Below are 13,685 nucleotides of genomic sequence, written 5' to 3'. Positions count from 1 at the left end.
CCGCGGCGATGCAGCGGGAGCCGTCCGGCACCGCCGCGGCCGGCCCGCGCTACCCGCGCGGGGCCACGCCGGAACCCTCGCCGACGTCGTCGAGCCGCCGGGTGCGGGTCTCGCCGTAGCCGGCAACGGCGATGATCGTCAGCACCGCGCTGGCCGCGATGTAGACCGCGATCGAGTAGCCGGTGCCGGTCGCGGTCAGCAGTGCTACCGCGATCAGCGGGGCGAGCCCACCGGCGAACACCGAGGCGAGCTGGTAGCCGATCGAGACGCCCGAGTAGCGCACCTTGGTACCGAACAGCTCGGACAGGAACGCGGCCTGCGGGCCGTACATCGCCCCGTGCAGCACCAGGCCGACGCTCACCGCGATCGCGGTCAGCGCGAAGCTCCGGGTGTCGAGCAGGAAGAAGAACGCGAACGCCCAGACGCCGACGCCTACCGCGCCGAACAGGTAGACCGGCTTGCGGCCGACCCGGTCCGAGACCGCACCCCACATCGGGATCGTCACCAGGTGCACCGCGGCCCCGATCAGCACCGCGCCCAGCACGAACGACGACGGCAGGTCGAGCTGGGTCGTCACGTACGTCGTGATGACGATCGTGAAGATGTAGTACGAGACGTTCTCGGCGAACCGGGCGCCCATCGCGGTCAGCACCTCGCGCGGGTACTGCCGGAAGACGTCGAGGATCGGCATCGTCTCCTTCCCGCCCGCCGCCGTGCGTTCGGCCGCCTTGGCCTGGGCGTCCCGGAACACCGGGGACTCCTCGACGGCGAGCCGGACGTAGAGGCCGATCAGCACCAGCACCGCGGAGAGCAGGAACGGGATCCGCCAGCCCCAGGCCATGAACGCCTCTTCGGACTGCACCAGCGCCATGATCGCGAGCATCGCCTGCGCGATGAGCTGTCCGGCCGGGGCGCCGGCCTGAGGCCAGCTGGCCCAGAATCCGCGGTGTTCGGGTTTGCCGTGCTCGGACACGATGAGTACCGCGCCGCCCCACTCACCGCCGAGCGCGAAGCCCTGGATCAGCCGCAGCACCACGAGCAGGATCGGGGCGAAGGCGCCGATCGTCGCGTAGCCGGGGAGCAGGCCGATCGCGAACGTCGCGATGCCCATCATCAGTAGCGACAGCACCAGCAGTTTCTTGCGGCCGATCTTGTCGCCGTAGTGGCCGAAGACCAGGCCGCCCACCGGGCGGGCGATGAAGCCGACCGCGAACGTCCCCAGTGACAGCAGGGTGCCGACAGCGCCCTCGGTGTTCGGAAAGAACACCTGCGGGAAGACCAGCGCCGCGGCGACGCCGTAGAGGAAGTAGTCGTACCACTCGACGGTCGTGCCGAGCATGCTCGCCGCGACGACCCGGGCGATCGGTGTGTGTGGCCGGCCGGACGGGCCCGGCTCGCCGGACCCTCCGGAACCCGGCGCGGTGGCGCCGGTGTGCGTGTCGGACACGGTCTCTCCCCATTGTGAGACTGGCGGTCGGTGGCGCCACCGTAATGCGAACGGGTGATGCGAGCACCGGTTCCGGGCACATCCGTGAGCCGACCGTGACGTGCCGGGGCCACATGCGGCCGGGCCGGGACGCCAGACTGACGCGCATGACCTCCGACGAGCTGTCACCGCTGCCCGAGGATGTCGACCGGGTGCTGGTCGTGGTCGCGCACCCGGACGACATGGAGTACGGCGGATCCGGCGCGGTGGCGCGCTGGACCGCGCAGGGCACGCAGGTCGGCTACCTGCTGGCGACCCACGGCGAGGCGGGGATCGACGTGCTGCCGCCGGGGGAGTGCGCCCGGGTCCGGGAGGCCGAGCAGCGGGCGGCGTGCGCGGCCGTCGGGGTGGAGGTGTGCGAGTTCCTGGACCACCCGGACGGGCTGGTCGAGTACTCGGTCGCGCTGCGCCGCGACATCGCCGCGGCGATCCGGCGGTACCGGCCGCAGCTCGTCGTCACCGGGAACTTCCGGGAGACCTGGGGCGACGAGCACGGTCCGCTCAACCAGGCCGACCACATCGCCGTCGGCCGGGCCACCGTGGACGCGGTCAGGGACGCCGCGAACCGGTGGCTGTTCGCCGAGGTCGGGGAGCGGTGGGACGGCGTCCGCGGGATCGCCGCGGTGTCGTCGCCACGGTCCCGGCACGCCGTCGACATCTCCGGGCACCTGGACGCGGCCATCGCCTCGCTGAGCGCGCACCGGGAGTACCTGGCCGCGCTCGGCACGCCCGGCGACGACCCGACCGCGTTCCTGCGCGACGCCGCCCGGGCGACCGCGGCACGGCTGCCCGGGTCCACCGCGGCCGTCCCGTTCGAGTACTTCGCGCTGTAGTTCCGGGCCCCCGGGGTGCCCCTCGGGTGAGACGAAGGCCCCGTCCGCGGGCGCGGCGCGGGTCGGCGGGGCGACCATGGGCGGGCAGTGGCGTGCGTCCCGCCCGCCTGCCGGATCCGATCGATGGACTTGCCTATGGTCGTGCACGTGAACGGTTCCACCGCCCAGGCCCGGGTGATCGTCGACGAGCTGGTGCGCGCCGGCGTGACCGACGCCGTGTTGTGCCCGGGCTCCCGGAACGCGCCGCCGGCGTTCGCGCTGGCCCGCGCCGACGCCGACGGGCTGCTCCGGCTGCACGTGCGCATCGACGAACGCACCGCCGGGTTCCTCGCGCTCGGCCTGGCGCTGGCGTCCGGGCGTCCGGTGCCGGTGGTGGTGACGTCCGGGACGGCGGCGGCGAACCTGCACCCGGCGGTGCTGGAGGCGTCGCACGCCGGGGTGCCGGTGCTCGCGGTCACCGCGGACCGGCCGCCGGAGCTGGTCGGGACCGGGGCCAGCCAGACGATCTCCCAGACCGGGCTGTTCGGGGCCACCGTGCGCTGGTCCGGTGCGTTCGCGGTGCCGGACGACGTGACGCCCGCGGCGGCCGGGCGGTGGCGCTCGGCGGTGGCCCGCGCGCTCGCCGCCGCGACGGGGGCCGGCGGGAACGCCCCCGGCCCGGTGCACCTGGACCTGCCCTACACCGACCCGCTGGTCCCCGAGGACTCCGCGGCGCCCACCTCGCTGTCCCCGGCCGGCCGGGAGGGCGGTGGCGCCTGGACGGTGGCGCCGCCGATGACGCGCTCGCTCCCGCCGCTGCCGCTGGACCCGGCCGCGCGCACCCTGGTGGTCGCCGGGTCGGGCGGTCCGGGCGCGGACCCGGCGCTGCTCGGCGGGCCGGACGGTCGCGCGCCGCTGGTGGCCGAGCCGTCGTCACCGTGGTGGCCGCACGCACTGCGCGCCGGGCCCTGGCTACTGGACGGCCCGGAACGCAAGCCGGACCAGATCGTGGTGCTCGGGCGGCCGACGCTGCACCGCGCGGTCGCGCGGCTGATCGCCGACCCGGACGTGGCCGTGTACGCCGACCCGGGGCTCGACGGCGGCCCGTGGACCGACGTCCCGGGCACCGTGCGCGCGGTCGGGGCGCTGCCCGCGCTGCAGCCGCCCGCCGGCTTCGCCCGGGCCTGGGCCGACGCGGACCGCCGGGTCTCCGACGCCCTGGACACCGCCCTGCGCGACGGCACCACCGCCGGTGCCCCCGGCCTGCGGCTGGCCCGGGACCTGGTCGCGGCCCAGCCGGACGGCGGGCAGCTGATCCTCGGCTCGTCCAACCCGGTCCGCGACGTGGCCCTCGCCGCGGAGCCCCGGCACGGCCTCGCGATCCGCTCGAACCGCGGGGTCGCGGGGATCGACGGCACCGTGTCCACCGCCGTCGGCGCGGCACTGGCGCACGCCGGGCCGACCGCGTTGCTGCTCGGCGACCTGACGCTGCTGCACGACGCGACCGGGCTGGTCACCGGCCCGTCCGAGCCGCTCCCGGACCTGACCGCGGTCGTGCTCGACGACGACGGCGGCGGCATCTTCCACCTGCTCGAACAGGGCGGGCCGGAGCACGCGCACGCGTTCGAGCGGGTCTTCGGCACGCCCACCGGGGTCGACCTGCTCGGCATGGCCCGGTCGGCCGGGTGGCGGGCCGGGGACTGGTCGGGCGATCCGGCCGACCTCACCGCCCGCCCCGGCTCGGGGCGGCGCCTGGTCCGGGTGGCCGCCGCCCGCAAGGACCTGCGGGACACCCACGCCGCGCTCCGGGCGGCGCTCGCCGCCGCCCTCGGCTGAGCGGGGGCGGGTCAGCCCTCCAGGGCCTCACGGACGGCGCGCATCTTGGCCGCGGCCTCACGCACCTCGGCGTCCGGGTCGGAGTCGGCGACGATCCCGCAGCCGGCGAACAGCCGTGCGGTCCGGCCGGTCAGCTCGGCGCAGCGCAGCGCGATGCCCACCTCGCCGCCGCCCTCGGCGTCGACGTAGCCGACCGGGCCGGCGTAGCGGCCGCGGTCCAGGCCCTCGATCTCGGAGATCAGGGCGGTCGCGTCCGGCGTCGGGGTGCCGCCGACGGCCGCGGTCGGGTGCACCGCCCCGAGCAGTGTGAGCAGCGACGCCGGCCGGTCCGCGTCCAGCCGGGCCCGGACGTCGCTGGCCAGGTGCGAGACGTTCGGCAGGGTCAGCACCCGCGGCGCGTCCGGGACCTGCAGCTCGCCCACCAGCGGTCGCAGCGACGCGGCCAGCGAGTCCACCGCGTAGGCGTGCTCGCGACGGTCCTTCGCCGACCCGGCCAGCGCTCCGGCGACGTCGGCGCCGTCGCCGGAGGGCCACATCGTCCCGGCCAGCACCCGGGACTCCACGGTCCGCCCGTGCAGCCGCAGCAGCAGCTCCGGGGTCGCGCCGATCAACCCGTCGACCGCGAAGCACCAGCACGTCGGGTACCGGCCGGCGAGGTTGCGCAGCAGGAACCGCGGGTCCAGCGGGGCGTCGGCGTGGGCCAGCAGGTCGTGCGCCAGCACCGCCTTGTCCAGCTCCCCGGCCCGCAGCCTGCGGACGGCCTCGGCCACCGTGCTCCGGTAGCGGTGCGCGGGGACGTCGCCGTCGGCATAGCGCAGCCGCCCGCCCGGGCGGACGGGCGCGGTGTCCGGCAGCGTGCCGCCGGTGTCCGCGGTGCTGTCGGCCGGGGTGATCTCGGTGATCCAGGTCCGGTCCCCCCGCCTGCCGACGACGACCCGCGGCACCACCAGCACCGAGCCGGGGGACCCGCCGTCGAAGGTGAAGGAGGCGAACGCGACGGCGCCGGTGCCGGGCAGCCGGACCTCGTCGTGGGAGCCGGCGTCCAGGCCGTCCACCACCGAGCGCCACCAGCGGTCGGCCTCGGCGAAGCGCTCCGGCCCCGAACCGGTGAACCGGGCGACCTCGCCCCAGCCCACCAGGCCCTCGTCGCCGCGCACCCAGGACAGCTCGCCTGCGCCCCCGGGCAGCACGTCCAGCAGCGGTCCGCGGTACCGCAGCGGGCGGGTGCGGGCGCGCAGCGCGGTGGTGGCCGGTGCGACTGTCACGACATCGAGGGTAGGCAACCCCGCGGGCCGGTGCGCGGACGGCCGGGGAGGCACCGGCCACACCCGGATGCCCCGGCGCTCCCTAGAATCGGTCGGGTGACCAGCCCGACGACCAGTCCGACCGAGGACGTGCTGACCGAGTCCAGAGCCGCCGCGGGCCGGATCCTCGCCGCCCTCCGGCGCCGGGTCCCGGAGATCGTGCTGGGGGTCGGCGTCGTGTGGACGCTGCTCGCGCTGATCGCACTCGGCGGTGCCGCGCTGGACGACGCGCGGATCTCGGCCAACCAGGCCACCACCGCCGCGACCGTGCTCGACGGCTCGGACTACTGGCGCACCGTCGTCCGGTACGTCGACGGCGAGGGGCGCCTGCAGACCCCCGGGGCCGGCATCTCCTACCCGGTCGGGCTGACCCCGGGCCAGAACCTCTACGTCGAGTACGACAGCACCGAGCCGACCCGGGTTCGGGTGGCCGGGCGCAACGCCGTCGACGGGATCCTGCCGACGCTCGGTGGCATCGCGGCCGGCTGGGTGCTCGTCGCACCGGTGTACCTCGTGCTGCGCCGCCGGCGGGAGCGCACGCAGCAGGGCTAACCGCGCCAGAGGGCGCACACCTCGGCCGCCACCGCCGGGGCGACGACGAGCATCCCGCCCTCGGGCATCGCCCGCTCCCGGCCGTCCCGGCCCAGCACCAGGGCACCCGCCTCGGCGGCCAGGCAGAGTGCACCCGCCACGTCCCACTCGTGATAGCGCTCCAGCACCGCGGCCACCGCGTGCCCGAGCGCCACCTGGGTGATCGCCAGCGCGGCCGAGCCGAGCACCCGCACGCCGGCGTGTGCCGCCCGGGCACGGGCCACGACCCCGTCCGCCGGGTCCTCCGCGCAGACCAGCGACCCGGCCAGCCGGGACGCCCGCACCGGCGGCACCGGCACCCCGTTGGCCCGGAACCCGCGGCCCCGGGCGGCCGCGTAGATCTGCCCGCGCCCCGGGTCGGCCACCACCCCGACGGCCGGCCCGGCGGCGTCGACGAGGGCCAGGCTGTAGGCACACCAGGGCAGCCCGGCGACGTAGTTCGCGGTGCCGTCCACCGGGTCCACCACCCAGCGCATCGGCGTCCGGTCGGCGCCGGCGTCCGCCCCGTACTCCTCACCGACCACCGGGTGGCCGGGGAACTCGGCGGCCAGCACCCGGCGGGTGTGCCGCTCCAGCGTGCGATCGGTGTCGGTGACCCAGTCGAACGGGTTCGCCTTCGCCTCGCCGGTGACGTCCCCGCCGCCGGGACCGAGCGTCGCGGTGATCACCTCGGCGGCGTCGTTGGCGAGCCGCCCGGCCGTGTCCAGGGCGCGGGACAGCAGCGCCGGGTCCACCGGGGGCGCGGGGTGTGCGGTGTACGGGGCGGCCGTCATACGGACCGAGTCTCCGGACCGCACGTGACCCGGCCGCGACCCCGAGGTGACGGCCGCGCGCCGGTCGGACCAACTCGCGCCACCCCGTCCGTCCGGGTACCCGATGTTCGCGAGGCGTTGGGCGAGTGATCACGCCGCCGACCCGGTCCGGCGTCGCGCGGGGACCACTGTGCTCACCGTGCGCGTCGCAATCGTCTCGGAATGTTTCCTGCCGGTGGTCAACGGCGTCACCAACTCGGCGCTGCGGGTGTGCGAGCACCTGCGCGCCGCCGGGCACGACGTGCTCGTCGTGGCACCCGGCTCCGGCGAGCCCGAGGTGTACGACGGCATCCCGGTCGTCCGGATCCCGGCGGTCGAGCTGCCGGTGGTGAACTCGATGCCGGTCGGCGTGCCGAGTCGGCGGATCGTGCGGGCGCTGCGCGCGTTCCGGCCCGACGTCGTGCACCTCGCGGCTCCGTTCGTGGTCGGCGCCCGGGGCCTGGCCGCCGCCCGCCGGCTCGGCATTCCGACGGTCGCGATCTACCAGACCGACGTCGCCGGGTTCGCCGCCTCGTACGGCCTCGGGCTGACCGCCCGCGCCGCGTGGCGCTGGACCTGCCGGCTGCACTCGATGGCCGACCGGACGCTTGCCCCGTCCAGCTGGGCGACCGGGGCGCTGCGCGAGCGCGGCGTGCCGCGGGTGCACCAGTGGGCGCGCGGGGTCGACACCCGGCGGTTCACCCCGTCCCGGCGGAGCCCCGGCCGGCGCGCCGAGCTGGCCCCGCACGGCGAGCGGCTCGTCGGGTTCGTGGGCCGGCTCGCCCCGGAGAAGCAGGTGGAACGCCTCGCCGTGCTCGGGAACGTGCCGGGGACCCGGCTCGTCGTCGTCGGGGACGGGCCGAGCAGCGGGTACCTGCGCGAGCGGCTGCCCTCGGCGGTGTTCCTCGGGCACCGCGGTGGCGACGAGCTGGCCGAGATCTACGCGAGCCTGGACGTGTTCGTACACACCGGGCAGGCCGAGACCTTCTGCCAGGCGGTGCAGGAGGCGCTCGCATCCGGGGTGCCGGTGGTCGCGCCGGACGCGGGCGGCCCGCGCGACCTGGTGCTGCCCGGGCGGACCGGCTACCTGGTCGCGCCGCGCCCGGACGGCGGTACCTCCGCCGCCCGTACGGCCGGTGCGGTTCCCGGTGAGCCGCCGGGCGACCCGGCCACCGACGCCGCCGACGCCGAGCTGATCGCGGCGGTACAGGCGCTCTGCGAGCCGGCCCGCAACCGGGCGTTCGGTCTCGCGGCCCGGCAGTCGGTGCTGCGCCGCACCTGGACCGCGGTCGGCGACGAGCTGGTCGCGCACTACAACCGGGTGCTCGACGAGGCCGTCCCCGATCGCCTCGCCGCCTGAACCCGGGTTCCGGCCCCGCCCCGAGCCGGGTCCGTCGGGCCGCGATCCGCGCGGTCGCCCGGGACCGCTCGCGTCCGCACGACTACGACCACCGGTGGATCGTGCTGCACGGCACGGGTGCCGTCACCGGCGCCGGCGGCACCGGCGCCCTCAGCATCCCGGCCGACGCGGGGCCCGCCACCGCGGCCCGGGCCCGCGCCGAGTACCTGGCCGGGCTGCGCGAGGTGCTGCGCGAGCACCTCGGCTGAACGCCGTACTGTCGACCCCGTGTCCCGTGCCGACCTCGAGAAGGACCCGCAGGACGTCGCGCGCATGTTCGACGGCGTCGCCCGCCGCTACGACCTGACCAACACCGCGCTGTCCGGCGGCCAGGACCGGTACTGGCGGGTGCAGACCCGGCGCGCGCTGGGCCCGCGCCGCGGCGAGCGGGTCCTGGACCTGGCCGCGGGCACAGCGGTGTCCACCGTCGAGCTCGCCAGGGACGGCGCCTGGTGCGTCGCCGCGGACTTCTCGCAGGGCATGCTCCGGGCCGGCGCGCACCGGGACGTCCCCAAGACCGCCGCCGACGCGGTGGCACTGCCCTTCGCCGATGGCGTGTTCGACGCCGTGACGATCTCCTTCGGCCTGCGCAACGTCGCCGACCCGGACGCCGGGCTGCGCGAGCTGGCCCGGGTCACCCGTCCGGGCGGGCGGCTGGTCGTCTGCGAGTTCTCGACGCCGACCTGGGCCCCGTTCCGGCTCCTGTACCAGGGCGTCGTGCTCGGGCACGTGCTCCCGACGGTCGCCCGGCGGCTGTCGTCGAACCCGGAGGCCTACACCTACCTCGCCGAGTCGATCCGGGACTGGCCGGCGCAGCCGGAGCTGGCCGCCCGGATCGGTGCCGCCGGCTGGGAGCGGGTCGCCTGGCGCGACCTGACCTTCGGTGCGGTCGCCCTGCACCGGGCCGTCAAGCCGGCCTGACCCCCGCCCGCAGCGGCGCCGGCCCCGCGCGGCGACCCGTCCCCTCCCCCCACCGTCGGCTGCAGCGGGCGCTGCAGGGGGCGACGGTGCGCTGCGAGCGGTGCAGGGGTGTGTCGGTGGTGCTCCGGGGGCTTGTGCGGCAACGGGATCGGGATCCGACGGAGCGGACGCGGAGTGCACGTCCTACACTCTCCCCGGAGTTCGTGAAGTTTTTCACAAGGGTGGTGCTCGACACGGCGTCCGTACCGGCTCGACCAGGGTCGATATGGATCACACGTGACGTATACCCAGGTGGAGGTAAGGCTCGCCTGGGTCGTTCGTCACAGCGTGCCGGACATAGGGTCTGCGCGACCGGCTGTCGATCACCACCAACGGCGGTGGCCGCGCGACTACGAAGGTGTACGGATGCTCGATCCCTATCTCCCGCTCGTCCTGCTGGCCGCGTTGGCGGCGGGGTTCGCGGTGTTCTCCGTCGCCGCCGCGCCGCTGATCGGACCGCGCCGGTTCAACCGGGCGAAGCTGGACTCCTACGAGTGCGGCATCGAACCGTCGCCGCAGCCGATCGTCGGTGGCGGCCGCGTCCCGGTCGCCTTCTACCTCACGGCGATGCTGTTCATCCTGTTCGACATCGAGCTGGTGTTCATGTACCCGTACGCCGTCGTCGCGGACGCCGTCGGCATCTTCGGGTTCGTGGCCATCACGCTCTACATCGCCACGATCGCCTTCGCGTACGCCTACGAATGGCGGCGCGGCGGGCTCGAGTGGAACTGAGGCAGTCATGGGAGTCGAGGAGAACCTGCCGTCCGGCGTCCTGTTGACCAGCGTCGAGAAGCTGGTCAACTGGACCCACAAGTCGTCGCTCTGGCCGGCCACGTTCGGCCTGGCCTGCTGCGCGATCGAGATGATGACGTCCGGTGCCCCGCGCTACGACCTGGGCCGGTTCGGCATGGAGGTCTTCCGGGCCTCCCCCCGCCAGGCCGACCTGATGATCGTCGCGGGCCGGGTGAGCAACAAGATGGCGCCGGTCCTGCGCCAGATCTACGACCAGATGCCGGAGCCGCGCTGGGTGCTCGCGATGGGCGTGTGCGCCAGCTCCGGCGGCATGTTCAACAACTACGCGATCGTCCAGGGCGTCGACCACGTGGTGCCGGTGGACATGTACCTGCCGGGCTGCCCGCCGCGGCCGGAGATGCTGATCGACGCGATCCTCAAGATCCACGCGAAGATCCAGGACGAGCCGCTCGGCCAGAAGCGGGCCGCGGAGCTGGCCGAGTCCGGGTACCGGACGCCGATGGTGCCGTCGTCGGTGAAGTACGCGCCGAAGCACAAGCGGCTCGGGGCGCTCAAGAACACCCCCACGCCGGACGTCCCGAACTACCTGGAGCCGGGTGCGCAGCCGAAGGACACCACGAACGCGCTGGTGACCGGCGAGCGCGCGGAGCTCCCCACGCTGGCCGAGGCCGCCGGCCTCACCGGAGGTGAGCAGAAGTGAGCGAGCCGAAGGACACCTCGAAGGACGAGACCTCCGCGCCGGAGTCCGCGGGCGTCGGTGCCGAGCCCACCGGCGGTGCGCACTCGTCGGCGCAGGAGAGCGGCGCCGCGCTGGAGGAGCAGCGAACCCGCGGCGGGGGTGACGCGCTGTCCGGCGACCGTCCCGCCGCGGGGATCACCGAGACGCGGACCCGGTCCGGCATGTTCGGCGTCCGGGACACCGGCGACACCTCCGGCTACGGCGGGCTGCGCCTGCCCGGACACAGCCCGGCCCCGGCCGAGCGGCCGTTCGGGGGCTGGTTCGACGAGTTCGCCGACGAGCTGGGCGCCGCGCTGGACGAGCGGAGCATCCCGCGCGATGCCGTCGAGCAGGTCACCATCGACCGGGACGAGATGACCCTCTACGTCGTGCCGGACCGGCTGAACGCGGTCGCCCGCACCCTGCGCGACGACCCGGGGCTGCGTTTCGAGTTCTGCTCGACGGTGTCCGGTGTGGACTACTCGGCGCCGGACGGCCAGCCGGTCGACCGCCCGGTGCACGTCGTCTACCACCTGCTGTCGATGACCTACCGGCGCCGGATCCGGCTCGAGGTAGGGCTGGACCTGGAGAACCTGCACGTGGACAGCGTCGTCGACGTGTTCCCGACGGCGGACTGGCACGAGCGCGAGACCTGGGACATGTTCGGGATCGTCTTCGACGGCCACCCCGCGCTGACCCGGATCCTCATGCCGGACGACTGGGAGGGCTACCCCCAGCGCAAGAGCTACCCGCTGGGTGGCATCCCCGTGGAGTACAAGGGCGCGGAGATTCCGCCGCCGGACGAGCGGAGGGCCTACTCATGACCGACACCCGGGCCGACGCCACCCCGCAGCAGGACCCGTACGCCGCCCCCGGCCGGGAGACCACCGAGGGCACCGTCTACACCGTCACCGGCGGCGACTGGGACACCCTGCTCGACGCCGAGCACGACGACCGCATCGTCATCAACATGGGGCCGCAGCACCCGTCCACGCACGGGGTGCTGCGCCTGGTCCTGGAGCTGGAGGGCGAGACCGTCACCCAGGGCCGCCCGGTGATCGGGTACCTGCACACCGGCATCGAGAAGAACTGCGAGTACCGGACCTGGACCCAGGGGGTCACCTTCGTGACCCGCGCGGACTACCTGTCCCCGCTGTTCAACGAGGCCGCGTACTGCATGGCCGTCGAGCGGCTGCTCGGGGTCGAGGTCCCGCGCCGCGCCGAGCACATCCGGGTGCTGCTCATGGAGCTGAACCGGATCGGCTCGCACCTGGTCGCGCTGGCCACCGGCGGCATGGAGCTCGGCGCGCTGACCGGCATGACCTCCGGCTTCCGCGAGCGCGAGGAGGTCCTGCACCTGCTGGAGTTCCTGACCGGGCTGCGGATGAACCACGCGTTCATCCGGCCCGGCGGGCTCGCCCAGGACCTGCCCGCCGACTACGCGGAGAAGGTCCGCGAGTTCCTGAAGGTCATGAAGACCCGGATGCCGGACTACGACCGGCTGCTCACCGGGCAGCCGATCTGGCGGCAACGGCTGGAGGGCGTGGGCTACCTGCCGGTCGACGGCTGCCTGGCGCTCGGCGCGTCCGGCCCGATCCTGCGCGCCGCTGGCCTGGCCTGGGACCTGCGCAAGCACATGCCGTACTCGGTCTACGACGAGTACGACTTCGAGGTCCCGACGGCCACCGAGGCCGACTGCTACGCCCGCTACAAGCTGCGCGTCGCCGAGATCCACGAGTCGCTGGGACTCATGGAGCAGGCGCTGGCCAAGCTCGACGAGATCGGCCCGGGCCCGGTCATGGTCGACGACCCGAAGGTCGCCTGGCCGGCGCAGCTCTCGATCGGCAGCGACGGGATGGGCAACACCCTCGAGTACGTCCGCAAGATCATGGGTCAGTCGATGGAGTCGCTGATCCACCACTTCAAGCTGGTGACCGAGGGCTTCTCCGTGCCGCCGGGCCAGGCCTACGCGGCCGTGGAGTCCCCGCGCGGCGAGCTCGGCGCGCACCTGGTGTCCGACGGCGGCACCCGCCCGGTCCGGGTGCACCTGCGCGACCCCAGCTTCGTGAACCTGCAGTCGATGCCGGCGATGAGCGAGGGCGGCCAGATCGCCGACGTGATCGCCTCCGTCGCCTCGATCGACCCCGTGATGGGAGGTTGCGACCGATGACACCGTGGACGCAGCGGAGCGGAGTCGCGCGATGACACTGCCCGAGGGAAACCCGGAGGCGAACGCCCCGGCGCACGCCACGCCGACCGAGCGCGAGTTCCCGGCCCCGCCCGAGCCGTCGCCGGTCTCGCCGGTCTTCGACGAGCTCACTAGGGAGCGGACCAGGGAGGTCATCGCCCGGTACCCGCATTCCCGCTCGGCCCTGCTGCCGCTGCTGCACCTGGTGCAGTCGGTCGAGGGGTACGTCAGCCAGGACGGGATCCGGTACTGCGCCGAGGCCCTGGAGCTGACCACCGCCGAGGTCTCGGCGGTGTCGACGTTCTACACGATGTACAAGCGCAGCCCGAGCGGTGAGCACCTGGTCAGCGTGTGCACCAACACGCTGTGCGCGGCGCTCGGCGGCGACGACATCTTCGCCCGGCTCCGCACCCACCTCGGGTCGGAGGACCGGCCGCTGGGCCAGGAGGACACCGCCGGCGAGCCCGGCAGCCCGGGCTCGATCACCCTCGAGCACGCCGAGTGCCTGGCGGCGTGCGACCTCGCCCCGGTACTGCAGGTCAACTACGAGTACTTCGACAACCAGACGGTCGACTCCGCGGTCGAGCTGGTGGACGCCCTGCGTCGCGGCGAGCGTCCGCAGCCGACCCGCGGGGCGCCGCTGACCGACCTGCGCACGATCGAGCTGGAGCTGGCCGGGTTCACCGACGACGCCGCCCCGATCGACCAGACGGCCCGGGTCGAGGGCCCGTCCGGCGCGGTGGAGTCGGTCCGCGGTGCCCGGCTGGCCGAGGACCGCGGCTGGACCGCCCCGGCGATGCCGGACGAGGCCCCGGCGATGCCCGCGCTACCGGAGAAGAAGTGATCC

Annotated in this window: 14 protein-coding genes; 11 read left to right on the top strand and 3 right to left on the bottom strand. The window is 74.6% G+C overall.

The window, feature by feature from the left end:
• Positions 1 to 49 precede the first annotated feature (49 nt).
• The gene (locus ACLFMI_RS07090) at positions 50 to 1,339 is read right to left on the bottom strand and encodes an MFS transporter (RefSeq protein ID WP_410947099.1); all 1,290 of its coding nucleotides are present in this window, start codon (positions 1,337 to 1,339) and stop codon (positions 50 to 52) included.
• A gap of 254 nt (positions 1,340 to 1,593) precedes the next feature.
• Between ACLFMI_RS07090 and ACLFMI_RS07085 the strand changes: the two genes are divergently transcribed.
• Positions 1,594 to 2,319, top strand: coding sequence for a PIG-L deacetylase family protein (locus ACLFMI_RS07085; protein WP_410946928.1), 726 nt, complete (start codon positions 1,594 to 1,596; stop codon positions 2,317 to 2,319).
• Between the two features lie 147 nt (positions 2,320 to 2,466).
• Entirely contained in the window at positions 2,467 to 4,134 is a 1,668-nt protein-coding gene (gene menD / locus ACLFMI_RS07080; protein ID WP_410946927.1) for a 2-succinyl-5-enolpyruvyl-6-hydroxy-3-cyclohexene-1-carboxylic-acid synthase, read from the top strand.
• An 11-nt stretch (positions 4,135 to 4,145) separates the two neighbouring features.
• On the opposite strand, the gene ACLFMI_RS07075 is transcribed toward menD, so the two are convergent.
• Positions 4,146 to 5,399 carry an isochorismate synthase gene (locus tag ACLFMI_RS07075; protein WP_410946926.1) on the bottom strand — a complete coding sequence of 418 codons (1,254 nt, stop codon included), beginning with the start codon at positions 5,397 to 5,399 and terminating at the stop codon, positions 4,146 to 4,148.
• A gap of 96 nt (positions 5,400 to 5,495) precedes the next feature.
• Between ACLFMI_RS07075 and ACLFMI_RS07070 the strand changes: the two genes are divergently transcribed.
• Positions 5,496 to 5,990: a DUF3592 domain-containing protein gene (locus ACLFMI_RS07070; RefSeq protein WP_410946925.1), complete on the top strand. Its 495-nt coding sequence runs from the start codon at positions 5,496 to 5,498 to the stop codon at positions 5,988 to 5,990.
• Here the strand turns inward: ACLFMI_RS07070 and ACLFMI_RS07065 are convergent.
• On the bottom strand, positions 5,987 to 6,802 hold the full coding sequence (locus ACLFMI_RS07065) for an inositol monophosphatase family protein (RefSeq protein WP_410946924.1): 816 nt from the start codon (positions 6,800 to 6,802) through the stop codon (positions 5,987 to 5,989). The two genes, ACLFMI_RS07070 and ACLFMI_RS07065, sit on opposite strands and share 4 nt — an antisense overlap.
• A 178-nt stretch (positions 6,803 to 6,980) precedes the next feature.
• Here ACLFMI_RS07065 and ACLFMI_RS07060 point away from each other — a divergent pair, with 178 nt between their 5' ends.
• From ACLFMI_RS07060 to nuoE, 8 genes are all read left to right on the top strand, one after another.
• Positions 6,981 to 8,180 (top strand): glycosyltransferase family 4 protein, encoded by a 1,200-nt coding sequence (locus tag ACLFMI_RS07060; RefSeq protein WP_410946923.1) that lies wholly within the window; start codon positions 6,981 to 6,983, stop codon positions 8,178 to 8,180.
• Positions 8,181 to 8,281: 101 nt separating this feature from the next.
• Positions 8,282 to 8,428 carry a hypothetical protein gene (locus ACLFMI_RS07055; RefSeq protein WP_410946922.1) on the top strand — a complete coding sequence of 49 codons (147 nt, stop codon included), beginning with the start codon at positions 8,282 to 8,284 and terminating at the stop codon, positions 8,426 to 8,428.
• A 19-nt stretch (positions 8,429 to 8,447) separates the two neighbouring features.
• Positions 8,448 to 9,140: a demethylmenaquinone methyltransferase gene (locus ACLFMI_RS07050; protein WP_410946921.1), complete on the top strand. Its 693-nt coding sequence runs from the start codon at positions 8,448 to 8,450 to the stop codon at positions 9,138 to 9,140.
• A 405-nt stretch (positions 9,141 to 9,545) separates the two neighbouring features.
• Entirely contained in the window at positions 9,546 to 9,911 is a 366-nt protein-coding gene (locus ACLFMI_RS07045) for an NADH-quinone oxidoreductase subunit A (protein ID WP_410946920.1), read from the top strand.
• Between the two features lie 7 nt (positions 9,912 to 9,918).
• The gene (locus tag ACLFMI_RS07040) at positions 9,919 to 10,632 is read left to right on the top strand and encodes a NuoB/complex I 20 kDa subunit family protein (RefSeq protein WP_410946919.1); all 714 of its coding nucleotides are present in this window, start codon (positions 9,919 to 9,921) and stop codon (positions 10,630 to 10,632) included.
• Positions 10,629 to 11,474, top strand: a complete 846-nt coding sequence (locus ACLFMI_RS07035) for an NADH-quinone oxidoreductase subunit C (protein WP_410946918.1) — start codon at positions 10,629 to 10,631, stop codon at positions 11,472 to 11,474. Before ACLFMI_RS07040 ends, ACLFMI_RS07035 begins: the two co-directional genes overlap by 4 nt.
• Positions 11,471 to 12,820, top strand: a complete 1,350-nt coding sequence (locus ACLFMI_RS07030) for an NADH-quinone oxidoreductase subunit D (protein ID WP_410946917.1) — start codon at positions 11,471 to 11,473, stop codon at positions 12,818 to 12,820. Before ACLFMI_RS07035 ends, ACLFMI_RS07030 begins: the two co-directional genes overlap by 4 nt.
• A 31-nt stretch (positions 12,821 to 12,851) precedes the next feature.
• A complete protein-coding gene (gene nuoE / locus ACLFMI_RS07025; RefSeq protein ID WP_410946916.1) occupies positions 12,852 to 13,682 on the top strand; it encodes an NADH-quinone oxidoreductase subunit NuoE in 831 nt (276 codons plus the stop codon).
• The last annotated feature ends 3 nt before the right edge of the window (positions 13,683 to 13,685 follow it).

It is taken from the genome of Pseudonocardia nantongensis (genome assembly GCF_046546495.1).
Classification (GTDB): Bacteria; Actinomycetota; Actinomycetes; order Mycobacteriales; family Pseudonocardiaceae; genus Pseudonocardia; species Pseudonocardia nantongensis.
This window is presented reverse-complemented; position numbering and strand designations above follow the sequence as displayed.

Coding starts and splice junctions, on each gene's coding strand:
- ACLFMI_RS07090 (WP_410947099.1), bottom strand. CDS start 1,339: ATGCTCGGCACGACCGTCGAGTGGTACGACTACTTCCTCTACGGCGTC.
- ACLFMI_RS07085 (WP_410946928.1), top strand. CDS start 1,594: ATGACCTCCGACGAGCTGTCACCGCTGCCCGAGGATGTCGACCGGGTG.
- ACLFMI_RS07065 (WP_410946924.1), bottom strand. CDS start 6,802: ATGACGGCCGCCCCGTACACCGCACACCCCGCGCCCCCGGTGGACCCG.
- ACLFMI_RS07045 (WP_410946920.1), top strand. CDS start 9,546: ATGCTCGATCCCTATCTCCCGCTCGTCCTGCTGGCCGCGTTGGCGGCG.
- ACLFMI_RS07040 (WP_410946919.1), top strand. CDS start 9,919: ATGGGAGTCGAGGAGAACCTGCCGTCCGGCGTCCTGTTGACCAGCGTC.
- ACLFMI_RS07030 (WP_410946917.1), top strand. CDS start 11,471: ATGACCGACACCCGGGCCGACGCCACCCCGCAGCAGGACCCGTACGCC.
- nuoE (WP_410946916.1), top strand. CDS start 12,852: ATGACACTGCCCGAGGGAAACCCGGAGGCGAACGCCCCGGCGCACGCC.